Raw genomic sequence first — 14,821 nt, 5'->3', positions numbered from 1 at the left:
TTAGCAGGAGAAATAGCATGTCATTTTCACAAGCGGTGAGCGGCCTGGGCGCTGCCTCCAGCAACCTCGACGTTATTGGTAACAACATCGCCAACTCGGCGACGGCCGGCTTTAAATCCAGCACCATCGCGTTTGCCGATATGTTCGCCGGTTCGAACGTCGGTATGGGTACCAAAGTCGCAGCGGTGATACAGAACTTTAACGACGGCACCACCACCTCTACCAGCCGTGGGCTGGACGTGGCGCTGAGCGGCAACGGTTTCTTCCGTCTGACCGACGCCAGCGGCGGCGTGTTCTATTCGCGTAACGGCCAGTTCACGCTGGACGAAAACCGTAACCTGGTGAACACCCAGGGCCTGACCGTAACCGGCTATCCGGCTAACGGCACCCCGCCAACCATTCAGGCCGGTGCCAACCCGGTCGCGCTGAGCATTCCGACCACCCAGATGTCGGCACGCGCCACCACTACCGCCACTATGGTATCCAACCTGAACTCAACCGATGCGGTGCCAACCGGCGGTGCGTTCACGGCGACCAACGTGGATACTTACAACGCCAAAAGCACCGTGACCGTGTACGACTCGCAGGGTAACGACCACGCGCTGGATCTGTACTACGTCAAAACGGCCGACAACAACTGGACGGTGCACGCGATTGATTCCACCACCGGTCAGGCTGCCGGTAACTTCAACATGGTATTCGATACCAGCGGTAACCTGACCTCGGCCAGCACCGTCGCGCTGACCATTCAGGGAGCGAACGGTGCCGCGGCCAACCAGGCCGTCAGCCTCAGTGTGCTCGGCAGCCTGCAGCAGAACACCGGCAAAACCAACTTCGGTAACCCAACCCAGGATGGCTATGCACCGGGCGATCTGACCAGCTACACCATCAACGACGATGGCACCATCACCGGGACTTACTCCAACCAGAAAACCCAGCTGCTGGGTCAGATTGTGCTGGCGAGTTTCTCTAACCCGGAAGGGCTCAAGTCTGAGGGTGATAACGTCTGGTCGGCAACCAACTCCTCGGGCCAGGCGGCAGTCGGTCTGGCTGGCACCGGTACCTACGGCAACCTGACCTCCGGCGCGCTGGAAGCGTCCAACGTCGACCTGAGTAAAGAGCTGGTGAATATGATCGTTGCCCAGCGTAACTACCAGGCCAACAGCCAGACCATCAAAACGCAGGACCAGATTCTTAACACCCTGGTCAACCTTCGTTAATACGCTAACGGGATTGCTTTATGGATCACGCAATATATACCGCGATGGGCGCGGCCAGTCAGACGATGGAGCAACAGTCTGTCACCGCCAGCAACCTCGCCAACGCCTCGACGCCGGGCTTTCGTGCTCAGCTCAATGCGCTGCGCGCGGTGCCGGTCAACGGCTGGTCGCTGCCAACACGTACGCTGGTCGCCGCTTCGACGCCGGGTGCCGATATGTCGCAGGGCTCGCTCGATTACACCGAGCGTCCGCTCGATGTGGCGGTGCAGCAGGATGGCTGGCTGGCGGTGCGTACCGCTGACGGCAGCGAAGCTTATACCCGCAACGGTAACATGCAGATCAGCCCGACCGGCCAGCTGACCATTCAGGGCAATCCCGTGATGGGCGATGGCGGTCCGATTGCCGTGCCGCAGGGCGCGCAACTGACCATTGCCGCCGACGGCTCCATCACCGCGCTTAACGCCGGTGACGCGCCGAACGCCACGGTGCAGCTCGGACGGCTGAAGCTGGTACGTGCCACAGGCCAGGAACTGACGCGCGGTGATGACGGCATGTTCCGTCCCAGCGCCGCCACTCAGGCACAGCGCGGCGCGGCGCTGCCGAATGACGCGACCGTGCAGGTGATGCCGGGCGTGCTGGAGGGCAGCAACGTGAAGCCCGTGGAAACCATGGTCGACATGATCGCCAACGCCCGACGTTTCGAGATGCAGATGAAAGTGATCTCCAACGTCGATGAAAACGAACAGCGGGCTAATCAGCTGCTCAATATGAGCAGCTAAGGCTTAAGGAAAACACAATGATTCGTTCTTTATGGATCGCGAAAACCGGTCTTGACGCACAGCAGACCAACATGGACGTCATCGCCAACAACCTGGCGAACGTCAGCACTAACGGCTTTAAGCGTTCACGCGCGGTGTTCGAAGACCTGATGTACCAGACCCTGCGTCAGCCGGGTGCGCAGTCGTCAGAACAGACCACGCTGCCGTCGGGCCTGCAGATCGGTACCGGTGTGCGTCCGGTGACCACCGAGCGTCTGCACAACCAGGGCAACCTGTCGCAGACCAGCAACTCAAAAGATGTGGCGATTAATGGTCAGGGCTATTTTCAGGTGCAGATGCCGGACGGTACGTCGGCGTATACCCGCGACGGCTCTTTCCAGGTGGACCAGAACGGCCAGCTGGTGACCAACGCCGGTTTCCCGGTGCAGCCAGGCATCACTATTCCGGCGAACGCCACCAGCATCACCATTGCGCGTGACGGCGTGGTGACGGTGACGCAGCAGGGGCAGACGCAGCCGGCGCAGGTTGGCCAGCTGACGCTCAGCACCTTCATGAACGATGCCGGACTGGATAGCGTCGGGGAAAACCTCTATCAGGAAACCCAGGCTTCCGGCGCGCCGACCGAAAGCACGCCGGGTCAGAACGGGGCCGGTCTGCTGTATCAGGGTTACGTGGAAACCTCCAACGTCAACGTGGCGGAAGAGCTGGTGACCATGATCCAGACGCAGCGCGCTTATGAGATCAACAGCAAAGCGATCAGCACCTCCGATCAGATGCTGCAGAAGTTAACCCAGCTGTAATGCCGGGATCGTTGGGCCAGCGCGTCTGGCCCGATTAAGAACATGAAAAAGGTCAGAACTCCGTGGCGAAGCAAGTGATTCTCAAGCCTGGGCATTGGTTAGTAGCCACGCTGCTACTGACCCTTAACGGTTGTGCGCTGGTGCCGCGCACGCCACTGGTACAGGGCGCGACGACGGCTGAGCCGACGCCATCTGCACCGCCGGTGGTGAACGGTTCCATTTTTCAGGGCGTGGCGCCGCTCAACTACGGCTATCAGCCGCTGTTTGAGGATCGTCGTCCACGTAACATTGGTGACACCCTGACCATTACGCTGCAGGAAAACGTCAGCGCCAGCAAAAGCTCTTCAGCCAATGCCAGCCGCGATGGCAGCAATAGCTTTGGCCTGAGCGCCATCCCAACCGGCCTGGCCGGACTGGTGGGTGCCGGCGGCGAAAAAGCCGCGCTCGACGCCAACGGCAAAAACGATTTCGCTGGCAAAGGTGGCGCAACCGCCAACAACACCTTTACCGGCACCATCACCGTCACCGTTAACCAGGTGCTGTCGAACGGCAACCTGCGCGTGGTCGGCGAGAAACAGATTGAAATCAACCAGGGCACCGAATTTATTCGCTTCTCTGGCGTAGTGAACCCGCGCACCATCAGCGCCAGCAACGCGGTGCTGTCAACGCAGGTCGCCGATGCACGTATTGAGTACGTCGGTAACGGTTATATCAATGAGGCGCAGACCATGGGCTGGTTCCAGCGCTTCTTCCTGAACGTCTCGCCGATGTAAGAGGTCATGATGAAAAACACTACACTGCTGCGTTTGGGCATGGGCCTGTTGCTCGGCATCAGCAGCCTGATGGCGCAGGCCGATCGCATCCGCGATCTCACCAGCGTGCAGGGCGTACGCGATAACCAGCTGATTGGTTACGGTCTGGTGGTTGGCCTTGACGGCACCGGTGACCAGACCACCCAGACGCCGTTCACCACGCAAACGGTGAGTAACATGCTGTCGCAGCTGGGCATCACCGTGCCTGCCGGCACCAACATGCAGCTGAAAAACGTGGCGGCGGTGATGGTCACCGCCAAACTGCCGTCGTTTGCCCGTCAGGGACAGACGGTTGACGTGGTGGTGTCCTCACTGGGTAACGCCAAAAGCTTGCGCGGCGGTACGCTGCTGATGACGCCGCTGAAGGGCGTCGATAACCAGGTTTACGCGCTGGCGCAGGGTAACATCCTGGTCGGCGGGGCGGGCGCCTCGGCCGGTGGCAGCAGCGTACAGGTTAACCAGCTCAACGGCGGCCGCATTACCGGTGGCGCCACTGTGGAACGTGAGCTGCAGAGCAACTTCGGCAGCCAGAACACCATCAACCTGCAGCTTAACAACGAAGATTTCACCATGGCGCAGCGCATTGCTGATGCCATCAACAGTCGTGGCGTGGGGTCAGCGCTGCCGCTGGACGCCCGTACCGTGCAAATCCGCGTGTCGCCAAATAACAGCTCGCAGGTACGTCTGCTGGCGGAGATCCAGAACATCGACGTGTCGGTACCGCTGGAAGACGCCAAAGTGATCATTAACTCGCGCACCGGTTCGGTGGTGATGAATCGCGAAGTGACGCTCAACACCTGTGCGGTGGCGCAGGGCAACCTGTCGGTCACGGTTAACCAGCAGCAGAATGTCAGCCAGCCGGATACGCCGTTTGCCGGTGGTCAGACGGTTGCCACCACGCAAACGCAGATCGATCTGCGTCAGAGCGGCGGCGCGCTGCAGCGGGTTAACGCCAGTGCCAACCTGAACAACGTAGTGCGGGCGCTGAATGCGCTGGGTGCGACACCGATTGAGCTGATGTCGATTCTGCAATCGATGGAGAGCGCGGGCTGCCTGCGCGCGAAGCTGGAAATTATCTGATGACCGATACGCAATCGCTGATGAACGCGGCGTATGACAGCCGCTCGCTGAACGAACTGAAACGCCAGGCTGCCGTGGACCCGAAAGGCAAAGCGCTGCAGGTGGCGAAGCAGGTCGAAGGGATGTTCGTGCAGATGATGCTGAAGAGCATGCGTGAAGCGCTGCCGCAGGATGGCATGCTGAGCAACGATCAGACGCGGCTTTACACCTCGCTTTACGATCAGCAGATTGCGCAGGAAATCGGCAAGCGCGGGCTGGGTCTGGCCGACACCATTGTCAAACAGATGCAGCCGGCGCAGGCACCGGACGAAAGCGCCGGTACCGTGCCGATGAAACTGGATAACAGCTTCATCTATAGCAGCATGGCGCCCACGCAGCTGGAGCAGATGGTGCGCAAAGCGGTGCCGCGTCTGCCGGTCTCGCCGGCCAGCCTGCCCGGTGACAGCAATGAGTTTATCGCCCAGCTGGCGCAGCCGGCGAAAGTGGCCAGCCAGCAGAGCGGCATTCCTCACCATCTGATTCTGGCGCAGGCGGCACTGGAGTCCGGCTGGGGCCAGCGGCAGATCCTGACGCGCGACGGTAAGCCGAGCTACAACGTGTTCGGGATCAAAGCCAGCGGCGACTGGAAGGGCGAAACCACCGACATCATGACCACGGAATACGAGGGCGGTGAAGCGAAGAAAGTGCGCGCCACCTTCCGCGTTTATGGCTCCTACTTCGAAGCGCTCAGCGACTACGTGCGGTTGATTTCCAGTAACCCACGCTATGCGGCAGTAGCGAACGCACCGAGCGCCGAGCAGGGCGCGCGCGCGCTGCAGGCAGCCGGCTACGCGACTGACCCGAAATATGCGCAGAAACTGGTAGGAATGATTCAGCAATTCAAAAACATGGGCGAAAAAGTGGTTAAGGCTTACAGCCAGGATTTCACCGACCTGTTCTGATTTTTCCGCTCAAGTTTCGCTTAAGCACGCCGATAACCTTCACATGCCGCGGGCGTTGTGGCCCGCGCAATCGCACTGATGACTGCCAGCCCGGTTAACGGGAAAAAGGAACCGAGATGTCCAGCATAATTAACTCCGCGATGAGCGGGCTGAGCGCCGCACAGGCCGCATTAAGCACCACCAGTAACAACATCAGTAATTACACCGTGGCCGGTTATTCGCGCCAGACGATTTTGCTGTCGCAGGCCAACAGTACGCTGCAGGGCAGCAACTATTATGGCAACGGCGTCAATGTGACCGGCGTGCAGCGTGAATACGATGAGTTTATTACCGCCCAGCTGCGCGGTAACAGCGCCAACTACAGCGCGGTCAATTCACAGTACAACCAGATTTCGAATATTGATGATCTGTTGTCGACGTCGACCACCAGCCTGTCTGACTCGATTCAGAGCTTTTTCACTAACGTGCAGAACGTGGTGAGTAACGCCGACGATCCTTCTGCGCGTCAGTCTATGCTGAGCTATGCGCAGGGACTGGTAAACCAGTTCCAGACTACCGCACAGTATCTGACCAGCATGCAAAACAGCGTCAATACGGACATCAAAGCCAGCGTCGAGCAGATCAACACTTACTCCAGCCAGATTGCCGATCTCAACACGCAGATCGCCAAGCTGACCACCGGCGGCGGCTCTGCGCCTAACGACCTGCTCGATCAGCGCGATCAGCTGGTTAATAACCTGAATGGCCTGGTCGGCGTGAACGTGTCGCAGCAGGACGGTAACTATATCGTCTCGATGGGCAACACCACGCTGGTCAACGGCAGCAAAACCACCTCGCTGATCGCCATGCCTTCCAGCAGCGATGCGTCGCGCATTACCGTGGGCTATGTCGATAAGCAGGCCGGTAACGTTGAGATCCCGGAAAAAACGCTGACCACCGGTTCGCTCGGGGGCCTGCTGGCGTTCCGTACCCAGGATCTGGATAACGCGCAGAACCAGCTCGGGCAGCTGGCAGCGGCATTCACCACCAGCTTCAACCAGGTGCACAGCCAGGGCTATGACAGCAAAGGCAACACCGGCATCAACTTCTTCAATATTGGTAGCCCGACAGTGGTGACCAACAGCAAAAACACCTCAGCCGCCACCGTCAGTGCCAGCTGGACCGATACCGGAGCGATGAAAGCCTCTAACTACAGCGTCAGCTATGACGGCAGCAACTGGTCGGTGACGCGTCTTTCGGACAACGTGAAAGTGACGCCGACCATGGGCAGCGATGGTGCCGGTAATACCACCATGAGCTTTGATGGACTGTCATTAACGGTAAATGGAACGGCTAACGCCAAAGACAGCTTCCTGGTCAAACCGGTGCAGGATGTGATTAGCGGCATGTCAGTGGCTATCACCAGTGAATCACAGATCGCGGCAGCTTCGGCTGCGGGTGGCGCCAGCGATAACCGTAACGCGCAAAAGCTGCTGGACCTGCAGGATGCCAAACTGATTAATGGTAACGCCACGCTGGCGCAGGGTTATGCCAGCCTGGTGAGCACCGTCGGCAACAAAACCAAAAACCTCGAAACCGCCGCCACCACCCAGAAGGGCGTGGTGACGCAGCTGACTGAACGTCAGCAGTCGGTTTCTGGCGTAAACCTCGACGAAGAGTACGCCAACCTGAGCAAATATCAGCAATTTTACATGGCGAACGCGCAGGTACTGCAAACCGCCAATACCATTTTCGATGCTCTGATGAGCATTCGCGGTTAATACGGGAGGCCTGACCGATGAGACTCAGTACCAATATGATTTTCGACCAGCAGGTGCGCGGCGTCACTGACGCGCAATCCTCCTGGCTGAAAGCGGGTGAACAACTGTCAACCGGTCGCCGCGTGACCAATCCGTCTGACGATCCGATCGCCGCTTCGCGCGCCGTGGTGCTGTCGCAGACGCAGGCGCGCGACAGTCAGTTCGCGCTGGCGCGTTCGTTTGCGAATCAGGGACTGTCGCTGGAAGAGAGCACGCTGAGTGATGTCACGACGGCGATTCAGTCGGCGCAGTCCACGCTGATCAGCGCCGGTAACGGCTCGCTGAGTGACGATGACCGCGCGTCTTATGCTACCCAGCTGGAGGGCATTCGCTCGCAGCTGCTCAACCTGGCCAACAGCAAAGACGGGAACGGCCGCTACCTGTTTGCCGGCTATGCGTCCGACAAGCCGCCGTTCACCGAAGATGCCAGCGGTAAAATCATCTATAGCGGTGGCAGCGACGCGATCACCCAGAAAGTCGACAGCGAACGCACCATGACGGTGGGCCATACCGGTAATTCAATTTTTGACCAGCTGACCAGCAACGCCAAGCCAGAGCCGGATGGCAGCGCCAGCCAGACTAACCTGTTCGATATGCTGGATGACGCCATTGCGGCGCTGAAAGTGCCGCAGAATGATGCTGACGATGCCACTAAACAGACCTTCAGCGCGGCGATGGACAAGGCCAACCGTGGCTTCAGCAACTCGCTGAACAACGTGCTGGCGGTGCGTTCTGAGATTGGTACCCAGCTGGACGAACTGGATACGCTGGATGCAAAAGGTGACGACCGCAAGGTGACGCTGAAAGATCAGATGAGCACGCTGGTTAACGTCGATTACACCGAAGCCATTTCTACCTACACCATGCAGCAGCAGCTGCTGCAGGCGTCGTACACCACCTTTAGCGATATGTCGAAGATGTCGCTGTTCCAGATGAATAAATAAACCTGACTGTTTGAGCGTACTTAAACCGGGTACGCTTAGTTTTTCCCACTGCCTGCGAGGGCCGTGGGATTTTTTTTGGCTTGTAATCAGGGTGTTCAGTCAGGTGGGGAGGGGAGAATGCGGGCAATAAAAAACCCCGGACCAGCCGGGGTTTGGAGACGGTAGCGCTCTACAGCAGAGACTTACGCGCTTTCCGGACGGGTAGCCGGTGCGGTAGCCTGATGCGTGGCGCTGTGACCACCGGCTGAACCGCGTCCTTCGAAGTTGAAGGCCGGACGGACCCAGTCACTGTGACGCACGGGCTCAGGTTCCCATGCCGGTGCCGGTGCTTTGGTCATCGGCGCCGTAGCGTGATGCTTGAAGCGGGTCTCAGCATGGCTGACCCCGGTATCACGGGCGGCAACCGGTGCGTGCGGTTCGGTGACCGGCGCGACTGGTGCTTCGGCCGCTACCGGCGCGGACAGCACTTCTTCTACCTGCGCTTCAACCGCGGGTGACACCTCGATCGGAGCCTGTTCCGCTGCGCTAACCGCTTCGGTAACCACTGGCGGCGTCTCTTCGGCAGGCGTAACAGCCGGTTGCGCTTCTGCTGCGGTTTCCTGTGCAACTGCTTCATCGGCTGCGGAAATCACTGCTGGCTGGTGATCAACCGGTGCCGCCACTGGCGTCAGGTCATCAGTATTCACCACCGGCACCTCAGTGTGCGCCTGCGGTTCAGCCTGATGCACCACTTCTGGCGCTGGCGTTTCGGGCTGTGCCACGGCAGCGGCTTCGACAGCCACAGGCAGTTCTTCCGCCGGGGCGGCATCCTGATAGCCATAGTCTGGCATTTCGTTCAGCGCCTGGTTAGAAGTGAAGTGCTCGTGAGTCTGCGTGACCGGATAGGTGATCCACACTTTGCCTGACGCCATCTCTGGTGAGGCAGCTGCTGTTTCCAGCGGCATCGCAGACTGCGTAGGGTAACGCTCGTCACGATAGCGACGACGACGCTGACCGCTGACGCGCAGATGACGCGGTGAGCGACGTGAACGGCGCGGCATGTTGGCCCCGTCACGGTTCTCGCTGTCATCCTGCTCATCCTGAGCGGTTTCAACTTGCTCTTTCAGCTGGGCGCGCTGGCTGTTTTCCTGCACCGCTTCAGTAACGGCAGCGGCAGGCAGCTCAGCAGGCATCGCGTCAGCGTTGTCACCTACGCGCACGCGCTGACTGAGCTGGCGCTGTTTGCGACGCGGCATAACCTGAACGCGTTCGTCTTCCTGCGCAACGCTGTCATCAACGCTATCAACAACAGGCACCTGCTCAGCAACTTGCGGTTCCTGCTGCGCACGCTTCTCTTCCTGACGACGACGCTGGCGCTCAGCACGCTGTTCGCGACGCTGTTGCTGCTGCTCATCACGCTGCTGCAGTTGCTCTTCAGTCAGCGCCGGACGCTCGCCGCGCGCGTCATTCTGACGCTTGTTACGGCGGTTATCCTGATCGCGTGGCTCGCGTGCTTCACGAGGCTCACGGGGTTCACGCGGCTCGCGCGCTTCACGTGGCTCACGGCCTTCACGGCTCTGCGCATACTCACCGTTGCGCGGTGTGCGCTCGCGGCGATTGTTGTTGTTGCGGCGATTGTTACGACGCTCACCACGCTGCTGCGTATTCTCACCGTCAGCCGTTTTCGCTTCGGTCTTCTCTTCAGCAGGGGCCGCGGCGGGTGCATCACCAGCAAACAGTTTTTTCAGGCCACCCAGCAGGCGCGCAACAAAACCGGTGCTGACCGTCGCGGGTGCTGCGACCGCCGGTTTGGCTTTGACGTCAACCGCTGCCGGCTGGCTCTCTTCACTCACTTCAACCGGAGCCGGTGGTGCATCCGGCATCACGAAGGCGGCCAGTGCAGGCTGCTCCGGACGACGACGCTCAGCGTGCTCTTCTTCCGAAGGCAGCGCCATCTCAGCTTCATGCAGTTTCGGCAGGTGATAGGAGAGGGTTTGCGTCTCTTCACCTTTGCGCACGCGCAGCACCGAGTAGTGCGGCGTTTCCATCTGATCGTTTGGCACGATGATGGCACGCACGCCGCCCTGACGTTTCTCAATCGCACTGACCGCTTCACGTTTTTCGTTCAGCAGGTAAGAGGCCACCTGAACCGGCACAATGGCGTGCACTTCTTTGGTGTTGTCTTTCAGCGCTTCTTCTTCAATCAGACGCAGGATCGACAGCGACAGCGATTCGTTATCACGAATGGTGCCGGTACCGCTACAGCGCGGGCAGACGTGATGGCTGGACTCACCCAGTGACGGGCTGAGGCGCTGACGCGACATCTCCAGCAGACCAAAGCGTGAAATGTGGCTGATCTGGATACGCGCCCGATCCTGACGTACCGCTTCACGCAAACGGTTTTCCACGGCGCGCTGATGGCGCACCGGCGTCATATCGATGAAGTCGATAACAATCAGACCACCGAGGTCGCGCAGACGCAGCTGACGGGCAATCTCGTCGGCGGCTTCCAGGTTGGTGTTGAAGGCGGTCTCTTCGATATCGCCACCGCGTGTAGCGCGGGCGGAGTTGATATCGATGGCGGTCAGCGCTTCGGTGCTGTCGATAACGATAGAACCGCCGGACGGCAGACGCACTTCGCGCTGGAACGCCGATTCAATCTGCGATTCGATCTGGTAATGGCTGAACAGCGGAATTTCACCGGTGTACAGTTTGATTTTGCTGCTGAAGTCCGGACGACCGAGCGCGGCGATGTGCTGACGCGCCAGCTCCAGCACTTTCGGGTTATCGATAAGGATTTCGCCGATATCCTGACGCAGGTAGTCGCGGAAGGCGCGCACAATCACGTTACTTTCCTGATGAATCAGGAACGGTGCCGGGCGGCTGTCTGCGGCTTTTTTGATGGCTTCCCAGTGCTTCAGACGGAAGCTGAGGTCCCACTGCAGCGATTCGGCAGATTTGCCGACGCCAGCGGTACGCACGATCAGGCCCATGCCGTCCGGCAGCTCCAGCGCTGACAGCGCCTCTTTCAGCTCGGTACGGTCATCACCTTCGATACGGCGGGAAATGCCGCCGGCGCGCGGGTTGTTGGGCATCAGCACCAGATAGCTACCGGCCAGCGAAATAAAGGTGGTCAGTGCTGCCCCTTTATTACCGCGCTCCTCTTTATCGATTTGTACGATCACTTCCTGGCCTTCACGCAGCACATCTTTGATGTTCGGACGGCCATGCGCGTTGTAATTAGCAGGGAAGTATTCGCGGGAAATTTCTTTCAGAGGGAGGAAACCGTGACGCTCGGCACCGTAATCAACAAACGCAGCTTCGAGGCTGGGTTCAATACGGGTGATTTTACCTTTGTAGATGTTGGCTTTTTTCTGCTCGTGTCCGGGGCTTTCGATATCCAGATCGTACAGACGTTGTCCGTCAACAAGGGCAACGCGCAACTCCTCCTGCTGAGTTGCGTTGATTAACATTCTTTTCATCGTGACTTACTCGTTATTCTCACATGAGTGATAAAGCTGCGGGCATCGTTACCCTGGACGAGAATCAACCGATGGCCCCGTGTCTGCATGCACTGACGTCAACCTCACGGTTGTCGGCGGCTAAAGGGGCGCAAATCTTGTCGGTGGCCTGTTTTTCATAAGGAAAACCAGCGCCTGAAGGTGGAAGTGCTACAGAGTATTCAAAAATCCACACATCCCAGTCTGTCGTCCAGGCCGCAACCCGCAGCCCGCTAAGTGCCTGATTAAACATCACGTCTTACGCCATTGCTGCGTGTCCGTTTCATCCGGCAAAATACCTTAATTTCGCTCTTTTTCCTGCCTGACTCTTTCCAGGACAGAAACCTCTGCATTATTCCATTGCTTAGCAACTTATAGCAAGGCGACTTTTACCGAGCTGTGAAGTTTGTTCATCCTTAACCTGTTCATTTGCAGGGGTAATCATCGCATCGTTGAAAAAGCCAGCATTCTGGCCGCGTAACGCGGCGATAAAGTCAGAGTTAAGCACAGAAAAAGGGGTGGCGCTATCCGGGGACACTATTTAGAATCGCCGCCATGAAAACAGAGAATCCCGGCGTACAGTTTGTCGCCATCACGGCTGAAAATGCCGGTCAACGTATTGATAACTTTTTGCGCACCCAGCTGAAAGGGGTGCCGAAAAGCATGATTTACCGCATCCTGCGTAAAGGCGAGGTGCGGGTGAATAAGAAGCGCGTAAAACCTGAATATAAGCTGGAAGACGGCGACGAAGTGCGCGTGCCGCCGGTGCGCGTGGCCGAGCGTGAAGAGCAGGCAGTGTCGCCCAAACTGGATAAAGTAGCGGCGCTGGAGTCGTGCATTCTGTATGAAGACGATTATCTGCTGGTGCTGAACAAACCGTCCGGCACCGCGGTGCACGGCGGCAGCGGGCTGAGCTTCGGCGTGATTGAAGGGCTGCGCGCGCTGCGCCCGGAGGCGCGTTTCCTTGAACTGGTGCACCGTCTCGATCGTGACACGTCTGGCATTTTGCTGGTGGCGAAGAAGCGCTCGGCGCTGCGTTCGCTGCACGAGCAGCTGCGTGAGAAGGGCATGCAGAAGGATTATCTGGCGCTGGTGCGCGGCGACTGGCCATCGCATCTGAAAGTGGTGCAGGCACCGCTGCTGAAAAACATTCTGCAAAGCGGCGAGCGCGTGGTGCGGGTCAGCGCGGAGGGCAAGCCGTCAGAAACGCGCTTTAAAGTTGAAGAACGTTTTGGCCTGGCGACATTAGTTAAAGCCAGTCCAGTGACCGGACGTACGCATCAGATTCGCGTGCATACCCTGCATGGCGGGCACCCGATTGCCTTTGACGATCGCTATGGCGATCGCGAATTCGATCGCCAGCTGGCACCAACCGGTCTGGCGCGGCTGTTCCTGCATGCTGCCGCGCTGACGTTTACCCATCCCAACACCGGCGAAAGTCTGCGTATGGAAGCGCCGCTGGATAAGGCACTGAAGCACTGCCTGTCCCAGTTGCGCCAGCAGAAAAAAGCCTGACAGCGTGGCATCAGCCCAGCGGATTGATGCCCGCCTGCCTTAACAGGCCATTCAGCGCGATCAGCGGTAAGCCAATCAGGCTATTGGGATCGCGCCCCTCCAGCCGTTCGAACAGACAAATCCCCAGTCCCTCACTTTTGAAACTGCCGGCGCACTGCAGCGGCTGCTCCAGCTCGACGTAGCGCGCGATCTCAGCCGCGCTCAGTTGCCTAAAATGCACGGTAAAGGGTTCACACAGCACATGCTGCTGCGCGCTGGCGGGGTGAATCAGCGCCAGACCGGTATAAAAGGTGATGGCTTTACCGCTCGCCAGCGCCAGCTGCTGACAGGCGTTCTCTGCGGTATGCGGCTTGCCGGCGATGCGGCCATCCAGTACACAGACCTGATCGGACCCAATGATCCAGTGCGCAGGATAGCGCACGGCCAGCGCCTGCGCTTTGGCAATGGCCAGACGTTGCACCAGCTGCGGCGCGGCTTCTCCCTGCAGCGGCGTTTCATCGCTTTCAGGGGCGGCAGTGATAAACGGCAGGCCGAGCTTGCGCAGCAGCGCCTGACGGAACGGAGAGGTTGAGGCTAAAACCAGCGGTGTCATCATTTTTTTGCAGAAGTGATAGCGTAAAGATGACAGGCATTTTAAACTATGCGCCGCACTGGATGCGACTAACGGGTGAAAGATGCTGTAAACCGGCCTTTTTCTTTGACTCTATGACGTTACAAAGTTAATATGCGCGCCCTATGCAAAAGGTAAAATTACCCCTGACGCTCGATCCGGTCCGCGCCGCGCAAAAACGCCTGGATTATCACGGTGTTTACGCACCTGAATTGGTGGCGCGCCTGGCCGAAACGGTCGTGAGTGTGGACAGTGATGTGGAATGTGCCATGTCGTTTGCGGTTGACAACCAGCGCCTCGCGGTTCTGCAAGGAACAGCCGATGTGCAGGTAACGTTGTTATGTCAACGCTGCAACCAACCGTTCCCGCATGCTGTGCACGTAAGCTATTGCTTCAGTCCTGTCTCTTCTGATGAGCAGGCCGAGGCACTGCCGGAAGCCTACGAGCCGGTCGATGTCAACGATTTCGGTGAAATCGACCTGCTGGCGGTGATCGAAGATGAACTCATCCTCGCGCTGCCGGTCGTTCCGGTGCATGATTCTGAACACTGTGAAGTGTCCGACGCGGACATGGTCTTTGGCCAGCTGCCTGAAGAGGCGGAAAAACCAAACCCATTTGCCGTATTAGCCAGTTTAAAGCGTAAGTAATAGGAGTAAGGTCCATGGCCGTACAACAGAATAAACCAACCCGTTCTAAGCGTGGTATGCGTCGTTCGCACGATGCGCTGACCACTACCACTCTGTCAGTAGATAAAGTTTCTGGTGAAACTCATCTGCGTCACCATATCACTGCGGATGGTTACTACCGCGGTCGCAAGGTTATCACCAAGTAATTCTTTGCGG

13 protein-coding genes are annotated in these 14,821 nt (G+C 58.6%); 11 read left to right on the top strand and 2 right to left on the bottom strand.

Going from position 1 to position 14,821, the window contains the following annotated elements; all coding sequences use genetic code 11:
- Positions 1-17 precede the first annotated feature (17 nt).
- The 8 genes from flgE (at position 18) to flgL (ending at position 8,375) form a co-directional block, all read left to right on the top strand.
- The gene (flgE, locus tag AC6I8P_RS11445) at positions 18-1,220 is read left to right on the top strand and encodes a flagellar hook protein FlgE (protein WP_021506420.1); all 1,203 of its coding nucleotides are present in this window, start codon (positions 18-20) and stop codon (positions 1,218-1,220) included.
- A gap of 20 nt (positions 1,221-1,240) precedes the next feature.
- On the top strand, positions 1,241-1,999 hold the full coding sequence (locus tag AC6I8P_RS11440; protein ID WP_058759464.1) for a flagellar basal body rod protein FlgF: 759 nt from the start codon (positions 1,241-1,243) through the stop codon (positions 1,997-1,999).
- A 17-nt stretch (positions 2,000-2,016) separates the two neighbouring features.
- On the top strand, positions 2,017-2,799 hold the full coding sequence (gene flgG, locus AC6I8P_RS11435; RefSeq protein WP_021506418.1) for a flagellar basal-body rod protein FlgG: 783 nt from the start codon (positions 2,017-2,019) through the stop codon (positions 2,797-2,799).
- 62 nt (positions 2,800-2,861) lie between these two features.
- On the top strand, positions 2,862-3,572 hold the full coding sequence (locus tag AC6I8P_RS11430) for a flagellar basal body L-ring protein FlgH (protein WP_021506417.1): 711 nt from the start codon (positions 2,862-2,864) through the stop codon (positions 3,570-3,572).
- Between the two features lie 39 nt (positions 3,573-3,611).
- Positions 3,612-4,691, top strand: coding sequence for a flagellar basal body P-ring protein FlgI (locus AC6I8P_RS11425; RefSeq protein ID WP_241797958.1), 1,080 nt, complete (start codon positions 3,612-3,614; stop codon positions 4,689-4,691).
- Entirely contained in the window at positions 4,691-5,632 is a 942-nt protein-coding gene (gene flgJ / locus AC6I8P_RS11420) for a flagellar assembly peptidoglycan hydrolase FlgJ (protein ID WP_021506415.1), read from the top strand. The genes AC6I8P_RS11425 and flgJ overlap by 1 nt, the downstream gene beginning before the upstream one ends.
- A 116-nt stretch (positions 5,633-5,748) precedes the next feature.
- Positions 5,749-7,392: a flagellar hook-associated protein FlgK gene (gene flgK / locus AC6I8P_RS11415; protein ID WP_021506414.1), complete on the top strand. Its 1,644-nt coding sequence runs from the start codon at positions 5,749-5,751 to the stop codon at positions 7,390-7,392.
- 17 nt (positions 7,393-7,409) lie between these two features.
- Positions 7,410-8,375 carry a flagellar hook-associated protein FlgL gene (gene flgL, locus AC6I8P_RS11410; protein ID WP_059010446.1) on the top strand — a complete coding sequence of 322 codons (966 nt, stop codon included), beginning with the start codon at positions 7,410-7,412 and terminating at the stop codon, positions 8,373-8,375.
- A 182-nt stretch (positions 8,376-8,557) separates the two neighbouring features.
- Here the strand turns inward: flgL and rne are convergent, their stop codons facing one another.
- On the bottom strand, positions 8,558-11,836 hold the full coding sequence (gene rne / locus AC6I8P_RS11405) for a ribonuclease E (protein ID WP_498030625.1): 3,279 nt from the start codon (positions 11,834-11,836) through the stop codon (positions 8,558-8,560).
- A 573-nt stretch (positions 11,837-12,409) separates the two neighbouring features.
- Between rne and rluC the strand changes: the two genes are divergently transcribed.
- Positions 12,410-13,369, top strand: coding sequence for a 23S rRNA pseudouridine(955/2504/2580) synthase RluC (rluC, locus tag AC6I8P_RS11400; protein ID WP_021506411.1), 960 nt, complete (start codon positions 12,410-12,412; stop codon positions 13,367-13,369).
- 10 nt (positions 13,370-13,379) lie between these two features.
- Here rluC and AC6I8P_RS11395 read toward each other — a convergent pair whose 3' ends face one another.
- Positions 13,380-13,961, bottom strand: a complete 582-nt coding sequence (locus AC6I8P_RS11395; RefSeq protein ID WP_262264014.1) for a Maf family protein — start codon at positions 13,959-13,961, stop codon at positions 13,380-13,382.
- 143 nt (positions 13,962-14,104) lie between these two features.
- On the opposite strand from AC6I8P_RS11395, the gene yceD reads away from it, so the two are divergent.
- Both yceD and rpmF read left to right on the top strand, forming a co-directional pair.
- Positions 14,105-14,626, top strand: a complete 522-nt coding sequence (gene yceD, locus AC6I8P_RS11390; protein WP_058759469.1) for a 23S rRNA accumulation protein YceD — start codon at positions 14,105-14,107, stop codon at positions 14,624-14,626.
- A gap of 14 nt (positions 14,627-14,640) precedes the next feature.
- Positions 14,641-14,811: a 50S ribosomal protein L32 gene (gene rpmF / locus AC6I8P_RS11385; protein ID WP_016192161.1), complete on the top strand. Its 171-nt coding sequence runs from the start codon at positions 14,641-14,643 to the stop codon at positions 14,809-14,811.
- Positions 14,812-14,821 lie beyond the last annotated feature (10 nt).

The sequence above is a fragment of the gamma proteobacterium symbiont of Lampromicra miyakona genome (assembly GCF_059730895.1).
The sequence above is the reverse complement of the archived record's forward strand: the minus strand, read 5'-3'. Positions and strand labels throughout refer to the sequence as shown.